The sequence below is a fragment of the Fructobacillus sp. ESL1117 genome, from assembly GCF_058508565.1.
This window is the reverse complement of record NZ_CP196385.1, coordinates 428739-447484: the sequence shown is the minus strand read 5'-3', so window position 1 is coordinate 447484 and position 18746 is coordinate 428739. Positions and strand designations below refer to the sequence as shown.

Annotated in this window: 17 protein-coding genes; all 17 read left to right on the top strand. The window is 45.0% G+C overall.

Going from position 1 to position 18746, the window contains the following annotated elements; translation table 11 throughout:
* Positions 1 to 50: 50 nt before the first annotated feature.
* The gene (gene rpsB, locus ACSYSH_RS01860) at positions 51 to 824 is read left to right on the top strand and encodes a 30S ribosomal protein S2 (RefSeq protein WP_047974475.1); all 774 of its coding nucleotides are present in this window, start codon (positions 51 to 53) and stop codon (positions 822 to 824) included.
* 118 nt (positions 825 to 942) lie between these two features.
* The gene (gene tsf, locus ACSYSH_RS01855; protein WP_489815734.1) at positions 943 to 1827 is read left to right on the top strand and encodes a translation elongation factor Ts; all 885 of its coding nucleotides are present in this window, start codon (positions 943 to 945) and stop codon (positions 1825 to 1827) included.
* Positions 1828 to 1924: 97 nt separating this feature from the next.
* Positions 1925 to 2650, top strand: a complete 726-nt coding sequence (gene pyrH, locus ACSYSH_RS01850) for a UMP kinase (protein WP_489815733.1) — start codon at positions 1925 to 1927, stop codon at positions 2648 to 2650.
* Positions 2650 to 3195 (top strand): ribosome recycling factor, encoded by a 546-nt coding sequence (gene frr / locus ACSYSH_RS01845; RefSeq protein WP_338348985.1) that lies wholly within the window; start codon positions 2650 to 2652, stop codon positions 3193 to 3195. The genes pyrH and frr overlap by 1 nt, the downstream gene beginning before the upstream one ends.
* Positions 3196 to 3491: 296 nt before the next feature.
* A complete protein-coding gene (locus ACSYSH_RS01840; RefSeq protein ID WP_491702508.1) occupies positions 3492 to 4853 on the top strand; it encodes a DUF2130 domain-containing protein in 1362 nt (453 codons plus the stop codon).
* A 51-nt stretch (positions 4854 to 4904) separates the two neighbouring features.
* Entirely contained in the window at positions 4905 to 5852 is a 948-nt protein-coding gene (gene glyQ, locus ACSYSH_RS01835; RefSeq protein WP_252773887.1) for a glycine--tRNA ligase subunit alpha, read from the top strand.
* Positions 5852 to 7909, top strand: coding sequence for a glycine--tRNA ligase subunit beta (glyS, locus tag ACSYSH_RS01830; RefSeq protein WP_491702509.1), 2058 nt, complete (start codon positions 5852 to 5854; stop codon positions 7907 to 7909). The genes glyQ and glyS overlap by 1 nt, the downstream gene beginning before the upstream one ends.
* Before the next feature lie 249 nt (positions 7910 to 8158).
* Positions 8159 to 10012: a translation elongation factor 4 gene (lepA, locus tag ACSYSH_RS01825; RefSeq protein ID WP_491702510.1), complete on the top strand. Its 1854-nt coding sequence runs from the start codon at positions 8159 to 8161 to the stop codon at positions 10010 to 10012.
* A 90-nt stretch (positions 10013 to 10102) separates the two neighbouring features.
* Positions 10103 to 11251 carry a zinc-binding alcohol dehydrogenase family protein gene (locus ACSYSH_RS01820; RefSeq protein WP_491706152.1) on the top strand — a complete coding sequence of 383 codons (1149 nt, stop codon included), beginning with the start codon at positions 10103 to 10105 and terminating at the stop codon, positions 11249 to 11251.
* Between the two features lie 74 nt (positions 11252 to 11325).
* Positions 11326 to 12216, top strand: coding sequence for a 50S ribosomal protein L11 methyltransferase (prmA, locus tag ACSYSH_RS01815; protein ID WP_491702512.1), 891 nt, complete (start codon positions 11326 to 11328; stop codon positions 12214 to 12216).
* A 20-nt stretch (positions 12217 to 12236) separates the two neighbouring features.
* Positions 12237 to 12980, top strand: coding sequence for an RsmE family RNA methyltransferase (locus ACSYSH_RS01810; RefSeq protein ID WP_489815726.1), 744 nt, complete (start codon positions 12237 to 12239; stop codon positions 12978 to 12980).
* 95 nt (positions 12981 to 13075) lie between these two features.
* Complete coding sequence (locus ACSYSH_RS01805) at positions 13076 to 13471, top strand: hypothetical protein (protein WP_252773893.1); 396 nt, start codon at positions 13076 to 13078, stop codon at positions 13469 to 13471.
* Between the two features lie 95 nt (positions 13472 to 13566).
* The gene (locus ACSYSH_RS01800; RefSeq protein WP_047974465.1) at positions 13567 to 15192 is read left to right on the top strand and encodes an ABC-F family ATP-binding cassette domain-containing protein; all 1626 of its coding nucleotides are present in this window, start codon (positions 13567 to 13569) and stop codon (positions 15190 to 15192) included.
* Positions 15193 to 15266: 74 nt separating this feature from the next.
* On the top strand, positions 15267 to 16430 hold the full coding sequence (locus ACSYSH_RS01795; RefSeq protein ID WP_491702513.1) for a hydroxymethylglutaryl-CoA synthase: 1164 nt from the start codon (positions 15267 to 15269) through the stop codon (positions 16428 to 16430).
* 134 nt (positions 16431 to 16564) lie between these two features.
* Positions 16565 to 17011, top strand: coding sequence for a nucleoside 2-deoxyribosyltransferase (locus ACSYSH_RS01790; protein ID WP_252773896.1), 447 nt, complete (start codon positions 16565 to 16567; stop codon positions 17009 to 17011).
* A 63-nt stretch (positions 17012 to 17074) separates the two neighbouring features.
* The gene (locus ACSYSH_RS01785; RefSeq protein WP_252773897.1) at positions 17075 to 17344 is read left to right on the top strand and encodes an ACT domain-containing protein; all 270 of its coding nucleotides are present in this window, start codon (positions 17075 to 17077) and stop codon (positions 17342 to 17344) included.
* A 44-nt stretch (positions 17345 to 17388) separates the two neighbouring features.
* Positions 17389 to 18732 carry a PFL family protein gene (locus ACSYSH_RS01780; protein WP_252773898.1) on the top strand — a complete coding sequence of 448 codons (1344 nt, stop codon included), beginning with the start codon at positions 17389 to 17391 and terminating at the stop codon, positions 18730 to 18732.
* Positions 18733 to 18746: the final 14 nt, after the last annotated feature.

The following is an 18746-nucleotide window of genomic DNA, read 5'->3' as shown; positions in this document are numbered from 1 at the left end:
TTGTCAGCACGGACCAAGAATTTACCGGAGGTTAAACCTAGGAGGCCACTATGGCAGTTATTACAATGAAGGAACTCCTCGAAGCAGGGGTTCACTTTGGACACCAAACTCGTCGTTGGAACCCAAAGATGGCACCATACATCTTTACGGAACGTAACGGCATTCACATCATCGACTTGCAAAAGACTGTTAAGTTGATTGACGAAGCTTACAACTTTATCCGTAATGCTTCAGCTGATGGGGCTAACATCTTGTTTGTTGGTACTAAGAAGCAAGCATCTGATGCAATCGCTGAAGAAGCAACACGTGCTGGTCAATTCTATATCAACCACCGTTGGTTGGGTGGAACTTTGACTAACTGGAACACAATCAAGACGCGTGTTCAACGTTTGAAGGACTTGAAGGCAATGGCCGAAGATGGTACTTTCGAACAACTGCCTAAGAAGGAAGTTGTCTTGTTGAACAAGCAACGTGAGAAGTTGGAAAAGTTCTTGGGTGGAATCGAAGACATGCAAGACTTGCCAGATGTTTTGTTTGTTGTTGACCCTAAGAAGGAAGAAATCGCCGTTAAGGAAGCCAACATGCTCAACATCCCTGTTGTTGCTATGATTGACACAAACGCTGATCCTGACGATGTTGATGTTAAGATTCCTGCAAACGATGACGCTATCCGTGCCATTCGTTTGATTACTGCTAAGATGGCTGATGCCGTTATCGAAGGCCGTCAAGGTCAAGACAACGCTGCTGAAGATGCTTTCATCGAAGGTGACGAAAACACGGAATCAATCGAAGAAATCACAACAATCGTTGAAAAAGACAACTAAGTTGAAATTCGTTTATTGATTTGCCGTTCCGGTGGACCTGCTTGGGACGCTGAACGGCTTTTTCTATGCTATACTAGAGACTGTTAAAAGATAATAAAGAAGCTAAAGGAGCATTTGCATGGCTGTTACTGCAAAGTTAGTGAAGGAATTACGTGATAAGACATCTGTTGGAATGATGGATGCCAAAAAGGCTTTGGTTGAAGCTGAAGGCGACATCGAAAAGGCAATTGACTTGTTGCGTGAAAAAGGAATGGCAAAGGCCGCTAAGAAGGGTGACCGTGTTGCTGCCGAAGGTATGACTTACGTGATGACTGAAGGCAACAAGGCTGCCATCATCGAATTGAACTCAGAAACTGATTTCGTTGCCGGTAACAAGGAATTTAATGACTTGTTAGTTGCTGTTACTAAGACAATCTTGGAAAAGCAACCTGCAGACGTTGAAGCTGCTTTAGCTTTACCAGTTGCTGGTGAAGAAGACCGAACTGTTAACGATAAGATCATCAACGTTTCTCAGATTACTGGTGAAAAGATTACTTTGCGCCGTTTCGCTACTGCTGAAAAGACTGACGGTGAAGTCTTCGGTGCTTACTCACACATGGGTGGCTCAATTTCTGCTTTGGCCGTTTTGACTGGTTCAAATGAAGAAGCAGCCCGTGACGTGGCTATGCACATCGCCGCTATTGCGCCACAGTATGTTTCTGATGATCAAGTTCCTGCAGATGTTATTGCTAAGGAAAAGGAAGTTCAATTGGCTTCTGAAGACTTGAATGGCAAGCCTGACAATATCAAGGAAAAGATGGTTGAAGGCCGGATCAAGAAGTTCTTGGCGGATATCACTTTGCTGGACCAAGATTTTGTTAAGAATGGTGACCAAAAGGTTGCTGATTTCGTTAAGCAAAACGGTATGACTGTGAAGTCATTCGTTCGCTACCAAGTTGGCGAAGGTATCGAAAAGCAAACCACAAACTTGGCTGAAGAAGTTGCTAAGCAAATCAACAACTAAGTTCATTTAAAAAGTATCCAAAAATTTGGATGCTTTTTTTTTGGAATTGGCGACTATATTTTTGCTATAATAGATAGCGATAAGAAAGAGGAAAACCATGACGGATACAAAGTATAAAAGAGTTTTAATGAAGCTGTCAGGCGAAGCCTTGGCTGGTGCTAAGGGTCAGGGAATTGACCTGGAGACAGTCGCCCAAATTGCCAAGGAAATCAAGGCAGTCCATGATATGGGCACTCAAATTGCCATCGTTGTTGGTGGTGGTAACCTATGGCGTGGTGAACCCGCTGCCCGTGTTGGGATGGAGCGGTCACGCGCTGATTATACCGGAATGCTTGGAACGACTATGAACGCTTTGGTCCTTCAAGATGCTTTAGAGCGAGCTGGTGTTGATACACGCGTGCAAACGGCGATTACGATGCAACAGATTGCAGAGCCTTACATTCGTGGTCGGGCCATTCGCCACCTTGAAAAGGGGAGGATTGTCATCTTTGCTGCGGGAACTGGTTCGCCATACTTCTCAACTGATACAACCGCTGCTTTGCGGGCCAACGAAATTAATGCTGACGCGATTTTGATGGCCAAGAACGGTGTTGATGGTGTCTATGATTCAGATCCAAATACGAACCCAAATGCTCAGAAATTTACCACTTTGACGCACTTAGACATCATTCAAAAAGGCTTGAAGGTAATGGATTCAACCGCTTCATCCCTCTCAATGGAAAACAACATGCCACTTGTTGTCTTTAACTTGAACCAACCAGGTAATATCGAACGGGTCATTAAGGGCGAGACAATTGGAACCACAGTCACTGGAGAAAAATAATGGCTTTTGATTTTACAAGTACCAAAGAACGGATGCAGGGCGCCCAAGAAGCTTTGCGTCGTGAGCTAGCAGAAATTCGGACTGGTCGGGCCAACCCCCGCATTTTGGACCGAGTAGAAGTAGAATATTACGGTGCGATGGTGCCGTTGAACCAAGTTGCTTCGATTTCAGTACCTGAAGCACGTTTGCTTTTGATTACACCATTTGACAAGAACGCCTTAGAAGCAATCGTGACGGCGATTAACGTTTCTGATTTGGGTTTGAACCCAGCTTCTGACGGTAACATCGTGCGTTTGGCTATTCCACAAATGACGGAAGAACGTCGTAAGGAATTGGCGAAGGATGTTAAGGCTGAAGCCGAAAAGGCTAAGGTTGCTGTTCGTAACGTTCGTCGTGATGCCATGGATGCAATCAAAAAGGACAAGGAAATGACCGAAGACCAAGTCCATGACGCTGAGGATCAGGCTCAAAAGTTGACGGATGACAACACAAAGGCAATTGATGAAATTGCAGCAGAAAAAGAAAAAGAATTGTTGAAAATCTAAGAGTATTAGGTCGATGATGATTACTGAAAAGGCTTGCTAATCACTTGGTTAGTGGGCTTTTTCTGTCTTAAACAAGTTTTTTTCTTGACCTTTTTAAGAAAAATCGGCATAATATGAATAGATTAGTTTAAGGCTTTGACCCGGTCTGGCACCCGGTGAGCTGAGAACCGTGAAAGTGTCAACGACTGAGCAATTGGTTGTTGGAAATCAGGTGGAACCGCGCGTTAGCGTCCTGATGTCAAATTTTGACATTGGGGCTGTGAACCGCGGTTTTTTTGTCAGATAAGGAGGGGTTTATGGCCAAACTGAAGTATCATTTGGAGTCGGACACGGTTTTGGTTTTAAACGAGGACGGCCATGTTGGCGATACCTTGGATTTGAAAGACGAACTTCAAGTTGATACGAATCAACTTGGCGTGGCTGTGCAAACGGCCATTGATGAAAAATTAGCTCAGGAAAAGGTCGATTGGGAAAAGAGTCAACAACGCTTATTAAAGGCACAAATTGACCAGGAAAAGCAAAAGGCTGATTTGGCGCTGGAGAAGGCTAAGCAGGCTGAAAAGGAAGCAGCGCAGCAAGATAAGGCAAAACTGCAAGAGCAACTGACTCAGCTACGTTCACAGTTGGCTGCGTTCAAGGATCAGGAGGCTGCCACAAAGGAGTTGGCGCTGGCTAAACAAAAGGAACATCTGCAGAGCGCCTACCAGGCTGAAAAGGACCAGGCTGGGCAGAATCGACAGGAACTAGAAAAGCAACTAGCCGATTTGAAAAATCAAGTTGAAAACCAAGGTCGCGATCAAGAGTTGGCCTTGGCAAAGGTGAAGTCGGACTATGATGCCCAACTGCAGGCCGCCCAAGAGCAAGTCGAGTTCTATAAGGACTTTAAGGCTCGGCAGTCAACTAAAGAGATTGGTGAAAGCCTAGAAGTTTACGCTCACCAGGAGTTCAACAAAATCCGCCCATACGCCTTTCCTAATGCCTACTTTGAGAAGGACAACGAGGTTTCAAAGCAATCCGGATCGAAGGGTGATTTTATTTTCCGAGATTATCAGGATGGTGTGGAATTTATTTCGATCATGTTTGATATGAAAAATGAGGCGGACGCAACTGAACAGAAGCATAAAAATGCTGACTTTTTTAAGGAACTGGATAAGGACCGCAGGGAAAAGAACACCGAATATGCTGTCTTAGTCTCGATGCTGGAAGCCGATGATGAGTACTATAATACCGGAATTGTTCAGGTACCGGACTACGAGAAGATGTACGTCATCCGCCCGCAATTTTTTGTTCATTTTATCGGCCTTTTACGCAACGCGGCTTTGGACTCGCTTCAATACCGGCGGGCGCTGATTGAGGAGCAAAATCAAAACATTGATATTACCAATTTTGAGGATAGTATCACCGCCTTTAAGGACCGCTTTGCTAAAAATTATAATTCCTACTCGAGTAACTTCCAAAAAGCAATCGAACAGATTGACCGGGCGATTAGTCAGATGGAAAACGTGAAAAAGAGCTTGACGACTTCTGAAAATCAGATTCGTCTTGCTAACAATAAGTTGGAGGATTTGACCGTCAAAAAGTTGACGAGGAATAATCCAACCATGACGAAGAAGTTCGCTGATTTAAAAGCGGACCAGGAAGGTGATCGAAAGCCGTAAATTCGTCACATTGTTTTAAAATTTTAATGATGAAAAATAAAGGAAAGACTTATGTCCAGTGAAAAATTATCAGTACAAGACATTATTTTGACCCTGCAAGAGTTTTGGGCCGCAAAGGGCGCTAACTTGATGCAGGCTTACGATAACGAAGTTGGAGCGGGAACTCAAAGCCCTTATACCTTCTTGCGCGCTAACGGTCCAGAACCCTGGCGAGCAGCCTATGTTCAGCCTTCGCGGCGACCAGCCGACGGTCGTTATGGTGACAATCCAAACCGTTTGTTCCAACACCACCAATTTCAGGTAGTGATGAAGCCTTCACCTGACAATATTCAGGAATTGTACCTTGCTTCTTTGGAAGCCTTGGGTATTAAGCCCTTGGAACATGACATTCGTTTTGTTGAAGATAACTGGGAAAATCCTTCAATGGGTGCGGCCGGAATCGGTTGGGAAGTTTGGTTAGACGGGATGGAAGTGACGCAGTTCACTTATTTCCAACAAGTTGGTGGAATTGAAGTTGATTCCGTTACGGCTGAAATCACCTATGGTTTGGAACGGCTAGCCTCTTACATCCAGGATGTGCCAACGGTTTATGATTTGGAATGGGGTCATGGCGTTCTGTATGGTGATATTTTCAAAGAACCGGAATATGAACACTCAAAGTATGCCTTTGAGGAGTCAAATCAGGAAATGTTACTCCAACATTTTGATGATTATGAAAAGGAAGCTCAGCATAATTTGGCATTAGGCTTGGTTCATCCGGCCTATGACTATATTTTGAAGTCATCTCATACCTTTAACCTTTTGGATGCCCGAGGAACGGTTTCTGTAACAGAACGAGCTGGTTATTTGCACCGAATTCGAACAATGGCTCGGCAGGTTTCAAAGGTCTTTATTGAAGAACGAGCTAAGCTTGGCTTCCCATTGTTAAAGGACGAGGCATTACGTGAAAAGTACTTGGGTGCTAAGGGAAAGTACGCCAAGAAGGAGGAGCAGGACTAATGGCAGATTTTATTTTAGAAATTGGTTTGGAAGAAATGCCAGCCCACTTGGTGACGAGTTCTGAAAAGCAGCTTGTCGACCGAATTTCTGATTTCTTAGACGAACACCGACTCGATTATGAAGCGATGAAGCCATTCTCAACGCCACGACGCTTGGCTGTCGAATTGACTGGCTTGGCGACCGGCTCAAAAGCCGTTGAAGAAGAAAAGCGGGGACCAGCCATTGACCGCGCTAAGGATGACAACGGTGATTGGTCGAAGGCTGCTCAGGGATTTGCTCGTGGACAGAAGACGACGCCAGAAGCCTTGATCGAGAAGGATGGCTACTTGTGGGCCAAGACTGAAATTGCCGGTGTTTCAGCTGCGGAAATTTTAGCAAAGTTGGGCAAGGAAGTTGTTGAAAAAATGACCTTCTCAACTTACATGAAGTGGGGCAATCACAGTTTCGCTTATATCCGTCCAATCCGCTGGTTAGTGGCCCTTTTGGACCAGGATGTGGTTGATTTTTCTGTTTTGAACGTTCAAACAGGTCGGACAACTCGTGGTCACCGTTTCTTATCAACGGAAAATGTGACGATTGCGGGTGCTGCTGAATATGAGCAGACATTGCAAGATGCTTTTGTGATGGCTGATGCAGCCAAACGCAAGGCAACCATTCAAGCGCAGTTGGAAAAGATTGCTCAGAGCCAAAACTGGCACTTGAATTTGATCACTGATCAAGCACAAGACCTTTTGGAAGAGGTTAATAATATCGTCGAATGGCCAACGGCCTTCGCCGGTAACTTTGACCAAAAGTACCTGGATTTGCCAAAGGAAGTCTTGATAACTTCGATGCGTGACCATCAACGCTTCTTCTTTGTGACGGATGACCAGGGTGACCTATTGCCACACTTCCTTTCTGTCCGCAATGGAAATGAAGAAAACTTGGCCAACGTGGTTGCCGGAAATGAAAAGGTCTTGGTTGCTCGTTTGGAAGACGCTATCTTCTTCTACCAAGAAGACCAACAAAAGTCGATTGATGACTACATGGACCGGGTGAAAAAACTGGTCTTCCATGAAAAAATTGGTACCGTCTACGAACACATGGTTCGTGTCCGGGCTTTGGCTGGTCAATTGGGACAAGTACTTGGTCTTTCATACGAAGAGTTGTCTGATTTGAACAGGGCCACTGAAATTTATAAGTTTGACCTGATGACTGGCATGGTCGGTGAATTTGACGAATTGCAGGGTGTGATGGGGGAACACTACGCCAAGCTCTTTGGTGAAAATGACGTCGTTGCTCATGCGATCTTGGAACACTATTTGCCAACTTCAGCAACCGGCGCAGTAGCTGCTTCAAAAATTGGAGCGGTGTTGGCTGTCGCCGATAAGCTCGATTCCATCGTGACCTTCTTTGCGGCTGACCTGATTCCTTCAGGTGCCAACGACCCTTATGGTTTACGTCGGGCAGCAACTGGAGTCGTTAAGACGCTGGAAGCGCATGACTGGCGTCTTGACTTGGAAACCGTTTTGGCTAACTTCAAGGACCAAAACAAGAATGTAGCGGATGCTGATTTGGCCCAGGTCATGGCCTTTTTGACAGACCGTGTCAAGAAGCAAGCAGCCGATGCTGGCGTTCGTTCTGACATCGTTTCTGCTGGAACGGCCAACGTAGTAACTGGTGATTTGGTTTACGTGGCCGACCGAACAGCGGTCTTAGCAAAGCATTCAAAGGATGCAAACTTCCGCGATGTGATTGAGTCTTTGTCTCGAGTAAGTCGCTTAGCTAGTAAAGAACGCAGTGATGTCCCTGTTAAGCCGGACTTGTTTGAAAATGATCAGGAAAAGGCTTTGTACGCAGCAAGCAAGAACTTGAACTTGGTTGACTTGGAGAAACAGGGCGCAGAATCACTGTATCAAGCATTGGCTGCCTTGCAAGAACCAATTGCTGCTTACTTTGAAAATACGTTGGTTAATGACAAGAAGAAGGCGATTAAGAATAACCGCTATGCACAGTTGCAGGCCTTAGACAAGTTGATAGTTGGCCTTGGGGATATTGAACAAATCGTTGTCAAATAAGTAAACTTATAAGTTTACTTGACTAAAGAAACAGGTGAGAATAGCATCTCCCTGTTTTTTTGTGCATGAAAGTGATCTGGGAGACCACTAAAATTAGCCAATATGTTGTTAATTTTTGCTTGGTTGACCTTGAGTGAATGCCTTTTGAAGATTTCAAGTATTAAGGCAAAGCAAGAATAACGCTTTGTTTCACCAGGGTTTTCCTGTAAAATGAAGAGTAAGTACAGACTCTAAAAAAGCAGGATATTCATGGCAGATTTTACTTTAGAAGAATTAAAAAAACGGCAAAAGCGCATTCGAAACTTTTCAATCGTGGCTCATATTGACCACGGAAAGTCGACGATTGCCGACCGGATTTTGGAACAGACCCAAACGGTGGCCGAGCGTGATATGCAAAACCAGCTGCTGGATACCATGGATTTGGAACGGGAGCGCGGCATTACCATCAAATTGAATGCGGTTGAGGTTCATTATAAAGCTAATGATGGCGAAACTTACATCTTTCATTTGATTGATACACCGGGTCACGTGGACTTCTCTTACGAGGTTTCACGGTCTTTGGCAGCGGCGGAAGGGGCCATCTTAGTGGTCGATGCCGCCCAGGGAGTGGAGGCGCAAACCTTAGCCAATGTTTATTTGGCAATTGATAATGACCTTGAAATCTTACCGGTCATTAATAAAATTGATTTGCCTGCTGCTGATCCAGAGATGGTCAAGGGCGAAATTGAGGATGTGATTGGTCTTGACGCTTCTGATGCCGTCCTAGTCTCGGCTAAGCAGGGAATCGGTATTCCTGAACTCTTAGAACGGATTGTTTCTGATTTTCCAGCACCGGATGGTGATCTGGAAGCGCCATTACGGGCTTTGATTTTTGACTCACAGTATGATGCCTATCGTGGCGTAGTAGTGAACTTGCGAGTGCGTGAGGGTGTTGTTAAACCTGGTGACCGGGTGAAGATGATGAACACCGGGGCAGAATACGAGGTGACGGAAGTCGGCGTGATGTCACCGGATGCACAAAAGCGTGATTACCTGATGGCTGGTGACGTTGGTTATTTGACGGCGTCAATCAAGGACATTCAAACCACACATTCAGGTGATACGGTGACACTGGTCGACAATCCAGCCGATGAACCGCTCCCTGGTTACCAACCAATGACACCAATGGTTTATTCGGGATTGTATCCTTCAGATAATGCCAAGTATGGTGACTTACGAGAGGCTTTGGAAAAGTTACAGTTAAACGATGCTGCGCTGACTTTTGAACCCGAAACTTCACAGGCTTTGGGCTTTGGTTACCGAGTTGGTTTCCTCGGGCTCTTGCACATGGATGTGATTCAAGAACGTTTGGAACGTGAGTTCGATTTGGACTTGGTCACAACGGCACCTTCTGTTACTTACCGAGTAACGACGGTTGACGGTGAGGTTTTGATGATTGAAAACCCGTCTGAATTGCCAGAAAGTCAACAAATCAAAATGATTGAAGAACCGTTTATTCACGGAAACATTATGGTGCCAAATGAGTATGTTGGGGCAGTGATGGAGCTAGCTCAGCGCAAGCGTGGCGAATTCGATACAATGGAGTACTTGGATGAAAACCGGGTGAACGTCAAGTATTATTTGCCGTTGTCCGAAATTATTTTTAATTTCTTTGACAAGTTGAAATCATCAACGCGTGGCTATGCTTCTTTGGATTATGAAATCGATGGCTATCGCCCAGCTGATTTGGTCAAAATTGATATTCTTCTCAATTCAGAAAAGGTCGATGCCTTGTCCTTTATCGTGCACCGTGATTTTGCGGCAGAACGGGGTCGCGTGATTACTTCTAAACTGAAGAAAATCATTCCAAGGCAAAACTTTGAAATTCCGGTTCAAGCAGCAATTGGCAACAAAATTTTGGCTCGAACAAACATTAAGGCTTACCGAAAGGATGTGACTTCAAAGATTCACACGGGTGATCCTGATCGGCGGGCGAAGCTTTTGGACAAGCAGAAGCGTGGTAAAGCGCGGATGAAAGCCGTGGGAACGGTTACCGTTCCTCAAGAAGCCTTTATGGCGGTTTTGCAGACGGATGATGACGAAAAGTATGCTCGCGGTAATTAAGTTTGTTACCACCTGAGTGGTCTTGTTTGAAAAAATAAAGAATCCAGTTTAAAATAACGGTACAAACGATTCGAAGGAGAGCATAGTTGAATGTCTTTAAAAACTGTATTTCAAAAAATAACCAACTATTTTCGACCCAAAATGATTGCAATTGGTATCACTCATAATGGGCCTTTAGAAGCAACAGACGCTTTTGTGGAACGACAAGTACGCCAACCAAAGCCAAACGGCGATGAGGTTTTGGTTCGAATATTGGCAACAGCTGTTAACCCTGTTGATACGAAGATGCGGGCTGGTTATCGTCAGGATGGCGTCTTTCGCGTTTTTGGTCTTGATGTTGTTGGTGTGATTGAAGAGGTTGGTAAGGACGTGACGGACTTTTCTGTCGGCGACCGCGTCTTTTACGCTGGTAAGCAACACGCCTTCGGTGCCGATGCCGAGTTTCAAGTGATTGAGGCGGACTTAATTGCGCTGGCACCAAAGAATTTAGACAATGTGGATGCCGCAGCCATGCCTTTGACTGCCATTACGGCTCATGATGTTTTGCACCATGGTTTTCATTTACCGATCATTCAGAATAGCGCCCAAGAAAAATCAGTGCTCATTATCAATGGTGCTGGTGGTGTTGGTTCAGTCTTGGTTCAAATGGCCAAGTATCTCGGACTAACAGTGATTGCAACGGCGGGAACAACTGAGTCAAAGAACTGGGTGAGAGAATTGGGTGCTGATTTTGTCCTTGATTATCATGAAGACTTGCAAAAACAGTTGGTAGCCATTAACTTTGCTCAAGTTGACTACATTGCCAACTTGCAGGATACGACGGCCTATTGGGACTTGATGGCGGCGGTCATTAAGCCCTATGGTGAAATCGCGGCCATTGTTGAAACTACTTTACCAGTTGACTTAGGTGACTTAAAGAGTAAGGCCGTTTCCTTTTCTTGGACCTTTATGTTAGCGCGTGGCAATGAGAACTTTAACCTTGCTGAGCAGGGACAAATTTTGCGTGATGTCGCTAACCTTTTGGACCAAGGGGTAATTCGGCCAACCGTTACAAAGGTTTATCAGGGATTATCGGCTGAAAATGTACGTCGTGCCAATCAGGATGTCACTAGTCACCACACGATGGGGAAAGTGGTCATCGATTGCATGGCCGAAGAAGAGGCCAATAATAAGGTTGAGCAGACAATTGCCAATAATGTCGCACCAGTGAAGGTTACGATGGCAGATGCTAATAATTAACACGATTTGGGACGGGGACCAAGCGGTCCTCGTTTTTATTTGTGTTGTTGTAGGAATAGTAAACGAGGAAAAAGATGATTACGTATCAAAAGGTTGTTTGGCAGGTGCCGGCTGAAAATCAGGATGTGGTGATTGCAACTTTGGTAGCACTTGGAGCAGAGGGCGCCGAGCAGGGGACAGAGACGGTTACCATTTACCAAGATATTCAGCAAGAGGGCTTTGAAAAGCAGATTGCAACTTATATTGCCGGGTTAACAACCCTTGCTGAACGGGGGCTAGCCATTAATAGTCAACCAATTTCACAGGAGAAATTGGACTCAACTGTCTTTGAAAACGAATGGAAAAATTACTACCATGCTAGTCGGGTGACCAACCAGTTTACGGTTGTGCCCGCTTGGGAAGACTACCAAAAAGATCAGGACCAAGAAAAATTAATTGTGATGGATCCCGACCAAGCCTTTGGGACCGGTACGCATCCAACCACTTCTTTGATGCTTCAAGCCTTGGAAACAGTGGTGCGTGGCGGTGAAAAAACGATTGACGTTGGGACTGGGTCGGGTGTTTTAGCGGTAGCTGCTAAACACCTGGGGGTTGGTTTAATATTGGCAACTGATATTGACCAAGAGGCGGTTTCGACGGCCCAAGCTAATTTAGCGTTAAACCCTGTGGCGCATGATGTGACCGTTATTGCGTCGGATTTGATGCAGGATGTACCAAAAGAATGGAATCAATCTGATTTGATTATGGCGAATATTTTAGCTGATGTGATTACGCCACTGATTCCCCAAGTAGTGCCAATGCTCACGGCAGGTGGTTACTTCTTAGTTTCGGGAATTTATGACGATGCGGAACCAGCCATTGAGCGGGCTTTAAAAAGCCACGGACTGACGATTGTTCAGCACTTGAACCAAGGAACTTGGCATGCCTTTATTACAAAAAAGGCGGATGACTTAATCAGCGACTGATTTTTTAGGAAGAGAAAACGATGCAACGTTATTTTTTAGAAGAACCGATTCAAAAGACCATCATCTTGACAGCAGATATGCCGGCCTTTAAGCACTTGGTTAAGGTTTTACGAGCCAAAGTGGGTACAAAAGCGGAATTTTTTGATGGCCAATCGCGCTTGGTGCTTGGGCAGGTCGAAGAAATCGGCCAGAGTCAGGCGGTGATTAAGGTGCTAACCGACATTGATCAGCAGGTTGAATTACCTGTTGAAGTCACGTTGGTGGTTTCTCCAATTAAAAAAGATCGCAACGAGTGGCTGGCGGAGAAGGCAACCGAACTGGGTGCCAGTCGCTTACTTTTCGTGCCGATGGAGCGGTCGGTCGTTGCTTGGAATGAAAAACAGAAAGCTAAACAGTTAGAGCGGTTGCGGGCCAAGGCAGTCGGTGCTGCCGAACAATCACACCGGCTGAAAGTGCCAGAAATTCGTTTTGCTGATTTTGCTGAGGTTTTGGCACTGGAAAAAGATCAGGGGTTGGTTGCTTGGGAAGAATCTGCTAAGCAGGGAGAAAAAGCGGCTTTGGTGGATTTGGCACAGATTAGTCAACCCGGTCAGCATTTTGTTGCCGTCTTTGGACCAGAAGGTGGTTTGACTGAAAAGGAGATTAATACCTTGCAAGAGGCCGGTTATCGTCCCGGTGGTTTGGGGCCCCGAATCTTGCGGGCGGAAACGGCACCACTGTACACGTTAGCCGCTTTATCAACATTATTAGAATTAGAAAAATAACAGAAAAATGAGTCTAGGTTGTGAAAAACCTTGCCCTCATAGGTTAAACAGCCTATAATTTGTTATAACAATTTCACTGTGAATGAGGTTTTTACATGCGTAATTTTTTAAATAAATTACACCACTCTGCTTGGTTTTATAACTTATTGGTCATGCTTTTCGTGGCAGTCTTCTTGCCATTTATGGCCGACAAATTTGATTGGTCAGATATTAATCTGGTCTTTTGGCTTTGCTTTGTCTTAAATGGGGGCTTTGCCTTGTACTTTGGCGCTTACATTCGCAAGCAAGGTCTGCGTTTTTACTGGATTTTTGCGCAGCCACTGCTTTTTGCCTTGGTGACGACCTGGTATTTTGACTGGGTTGATACTGAATACGGTTATTATTTAGCCGGTTTGTACTTGGTTTTGACGATTTTTACTTTTTGGTCTGATACCCGGTCTGATCCTGATGAAGACCTATTGCCAATCGATGGCGGTTATGAAGATCTTTAAATAATCAAAGAAAGCGTCCCCCAAAAGGGGGCGCTTTTCTGTTAAAATACTAAGAGAATAATTTTTTACTTTTTACCCCTTTGGAGGAAGCATTCGTGATTACTGTTGCAGACATGTCATTTTCATTTTCTGGTAAGAAACTTTACCAGGACGTTAACTTAAAGTTGGTCCCGGGCCATACATACGGCATTATCGGAGCCAATGGTGCTGGTAAGTCAACCTTTTTGAAATTGCTTCAAGGAGAATTGGAACCGACTGAGGGTGTCATCAGCATTAGTGATAACGACCGGATGTCATCTTTGCAGCAGGATCACTTCGCCTTTGACGACTTTACGGTGATGGATACGGTCATCCAGGGACATGAACGCCTCTACCAGGTTAAGACTGAAATGGATGCTATCTATGCTAAGCCTGATTTTTCAGATGAAGATGGGGTGCGAGTAGGCGATTTGTCTGCTGAATTTGAAGAGCTGGACGGTTGGAACGCTGAAACTGAAGCAGCCCAACTATTGACGAAGTTGGGCATCGATGAATCAATGCAACAGAGCATGATGGGCGACTTGACTGAAAACGATAAGGTGAAGGTCTTGTTGGCTCAGGCCTTGTTTGGTAATCCAGATATCTTGGTTTTGGATGAGCCCACCAACGGGTTGGACGTGCAAACGATTGCTTGGTTGGAAGACTTCTTGGCCGACTTTGAGAACCTCGTGATTGTTGTTTCGCACGACCGTCACTTCTTGAATGTTGTTTCAACGAATATCTTAGATGTCGACTACGGTAAGATTACGCCGTTCGTTGGAAACTACGATTTCTGGCGTGAATCAGCTGAATTGGCACAACGCTTGGCTTCACAGCAAAATGCTAAGAAGGAAGAGCAAATTAAGCAGCTGCAGGAATTCGTCGCGCGCTTCTCAGCCAATGCCTCAAAGTCAAAGCAGGCAACAGCTCGTAAGAAGCAGTTGGATAAGATTACTTTGGATGATATCAAGCCTTCATCTCGTAAGTACCCTTACATTTCCTTCCCGTTGAACCGTGAATTAGGAAATGACTTAGTTCGCGTTGAAGGGGTTTCCAAGACGATTGATGGTGAAAAGGTTTTGGATAATATTACCTTTACTGGTCGTCCTGGCGACAAAATTGCTATCTTGTCCCGGTCTGATTTGGCAACGACAACGTTGATGCAAATTTTGGCAGGTACGATGGAACCTGATACAGGTTCTGTCACTTGGGGTGTCACGACAACCCAGTCATATTTGGCTAAGGACCTGAATGATAATTTCGACGACCAGGAAAAGGTCATTTTGGACTGGTTGCGTGATTTTGCCGAAGAAGAGCAGAAGGACAACACGTCATTGCGTGGTATGCTTGGCCAAATGCTCTTTAAGGGTGATGACGCCTTGAAGCAAATTAAGGTTTTGTCTGGTGGTGAAAAGGTTCGAATCGTTTTGGCTAAGTTGATGCTATTAAAGGCCAACGTTTTGTTGCTTGATGATCCAACAAACCACTTGGATTTGGAATCAATCCAGTCATTGAACGATGCGGTTGCGGACTTTAAGGGTTCTGTCATCATGACATCTCATGACCACGAATTTTTGGAGACGACGGCAAACCATATCGTTGAAGTTTCTGCCAAGGGTGTCGTTGACCGTTTGGATACCACTTATGATGACTTTATTAACACCGACAGTATTCAAGCTAAGGTGAAGGCCTTGTACGATTAATGATGAGCTGATGGTGAAGGCCGTTAAGGAGCGCTTTCGAGCGCTTTTTTGCTTAAGTAAAAAGGAGATTTTTAATGACTGTAGGTATTGATAAATTAGCTTTCTACACACCGGGACTAGCGCTTGATATGGTCGAATTGGCCAAAGCGAGAGGCGATGAGCCTGATAAATATACGATTGGAATTGGCCAGTCGGTTCAGTCTGTCGTGCCAAATTACGAAGACGTGGTGACAATGGGCGTCAATGCCGCTAAAAAAATCTTGACTGCTGCAGATATTGAGGCGATTGAGATGCTGATTTTTGCCACTGAATCTGGGGTGGATAATTCCAAATCAGCGGCCGTCTTTGCGCAGAAGTTATTGAATTTATCGCCATACATTCGCACCATTGAAATGAAGCAGGCTTGCTATGCTGGCACTTACGGTCTGATGCAAGCCAAGGACTACGTGCGCCTGCATCCTGATAAGAAAGTTTTGGTTATTGCGGCCGATATCGCCCGCTATGGATTGAAGACAGCCGGAGAAGTCACACAGGGGGCCGGTGCAATTGCCATGGTGGTCAGCGCTGACCCAGCTATTGCTGCTATCGAAGATGACTCTGTTTATATGAGTCAGGACGTTCCTGATTTTTGGCGACCAGTGGCCTCAACAACGGCCTTGGTTGACGGTCATCTGTCAACGGATATTTACAAGGAAATGTTTTTGACGCTTTGGAGCCGATATACAGCCAAGACAAAGTTAGCGTTGGCTGACTTTGCAGGTTTTGCCTTCCATTTACCATACACGAAGATGGGGAAGAAGGCCTTGGACCAGATTCTGGACCAAGCAACGCCTGAGCAGCAAAAATTTTTGCAAGAGCAACTGGCGGCCTCACAGGTTTATAACCGTCAGGTTGGTAACCTCTACACAGGGTCAGTCTATCTCGCGCTGCTTTCGTTATTGCAACAGGGACAAATCAGTGCAGGTCAACGGTTGGCCGTCTTTTCTTATGGTTCTGGAGCAGAGGCCGAACTCTTTTCATTAAAAATCCAAGAAAACTTCCAATCTGCTATTGTCGGCCAGGACGTCGTTACGATGTTGGCCGACCGTCGTTTGCTTTCAGTTAGTGAGTATGAGGATGTCTTCAACTCACAGCTATTTGATTATCAGGTTGATGCGACGACGGCGGGTCCCCAAAACACGGATCGCTGCCAATTTGTTGGCTGGCAAAATGGCCACCGTCGCTATCAGATGAGCTAAAGACAAACATTGGTGACAAAGTGTGGCCAATGTTCTATTTTTGTTCTATTTTTCATTTAGAATGTTATCCCGTTGCAACCTGCTTTTGGTAAACTAATAGAATAGATAAGCAGGTAAGAAAAGGAGAATTATCCATGGCAAAGCGGATTTATTTGGCTGGACCATTTTTTTCAGAAACACAGATTAAGAAGGCTGAGCGTCTTGAAAAGGTCTTGGAAGAACACGACCAAGTGGGCCACGTTTTTTCACCTCGGAAGCATCAGCATGCTGAATATGAACTTTTTTCGGAGCCATGGCGTCATGCTGCCTATGGGTCTGACGTTGAAGCCATTGATAATTGTGATGTGATGGTAGCGTTGGCTGATTTTGACCGGGCCGATACTGATTCAGGCACTGCTTGGGAAATCGGTTATGCAAAAGCTAAGGGAATCCCGGTTGTGGTCATCAAAGAGGAAGCAGATATTACGTTGAACTTGATGATTGCCATGTCATTAACGGCATACTTTGACAAGATTGAAGATGTCGCTGCGTATGATTTAGAAGCTTTGCCAGCAAAGCCATACGATGGCGAAGTTATCTAAAAATCAGAAAAAGGCAGGCCTGACAAAAATCAGGTTTAAAACGATCAATTAGAGGAGAAAATCATGATTAAAGCAGTTGTCACCGTTGTTGGCCAGGATCAAGCAGGAATTGTAGCTGGCATCGCAACCACCTTGTCAAAACATGGAGTCAACATTTTGGATATGTCGCAGACGATTATGTCGCAGACCTTTACAATGTCAATGTTAGTAGCCATCGACGCTGCTGCTGATTTTGATGAAGTCTATGCCTCTGTCAAAGAAGAAGGCGCTCGCTTAGGTGTCACGGTGCATGTACAACGAGAAGAAATTTTTGATACGATGTCCCACATCTAATTTAAAAAATTAGTGCGAACAAAGACAAAGAAAAGAAGCAAATAATGGATACAACACAAATTCGAGAAACAATTCAGATGGTCAAAGAAGATAATTTTGACATCCGAACAATTACGATGGGGATTTCTTTGCTGGACACGGTTGGTGGCTCAGTTGATGAAACGGCGAAGAACGTTTATAAGAAGGTCACAACCTATGCCAAGAACTTGGTAGCAGTTGGTCAACAGATTGAACGCGAATATGGTGTACCCATTACGAATAAGCGTATTTCAGTGACGCCCGTTTCCCTAATTGCTGGCAATGCTGATGAAAAGGAAATCCTTGTTTTGGCGCATGCCTTAGACGATGCTGCCAAGGAAGTTGGTGTTGACTTTATCGGTGGTTACTCCGCCTTGGTGCAAAAAGGTTTTTCACACGGTGATTTAGCCTTGATTAAGTCATTGCCAAATGCTTTGACGCAAACGGATGTGGTGATGTCATCCATTAACGTTGGTTCATCTAAGGCCGGGGTCAACCTTGATGCCGTGAAATTGATGGGTGAAACGATTAAGGCCATTACGGACAAGTCCGATACAGCAAATTCAAAGATGGTTGTCTTTGCCAATGCCGTTGAAGATAACCCCTTTATGGCTGGAGCTTTCCATGGTGTTTCAGAACCAGATGTGGTGATTAATGTCGGTGTTTCGGGTCCTGGTGTCGTTAAGCGTGCTTTAGAACAGGTGAAGGGTGAATCGATCACAGTGGTTGCTGAAACCATTAAAAAGACGGCCTTCAAGATTACCCGTGTTGGTCAGTTAGTGGGGACAATTGCAGCGGAACGCCTCGGGGTACCATTTGGAATTGTTGATTTGTCTTTGGCACCAACTCCAGCTCGCGGTGATTCTGTGGCTGAAGTCTTGGAAGAAATCGGCTTGGAACAAGTTGGAACGCACGGAACAACTGCTGCTTTGATGCTCTTGAATGATGCCGTTAAAAAGGGTGGTGTTATGGCTTCACAAGGTGTTGGTGGCTTGTCAGGAGCCTTTATCCCTGTTTCAGAAGATGCCGGAATGATTGATGCCGTACAGGCTGGCACGTTGTCATTGGCAAAGTTAGAGGCGATGACATCTGTTTGTTCTGTTGGGTTGGATATGATTGCCATTCCGGGTGATACACCAGCAACAACGATTTCAGCAATGATTGCTGATGAAGCGGCAATCGGTGTGCAAAACAATAAGACCACGGCTGTGCGCATTTTGCCAACGAATGGTACCAAAGTTGGCGATATGGTTGACTATGGTGGTTTGTTGGGAACTGCTCCAGTTATGCCAGTAGTGGCTAAGTCTTCTGCCGACTTTATTAATCGTGGTGGCCACGTGCCAGCGCCAATTCATTCCTTTAAAAATTAAAAAATAAAAATGAG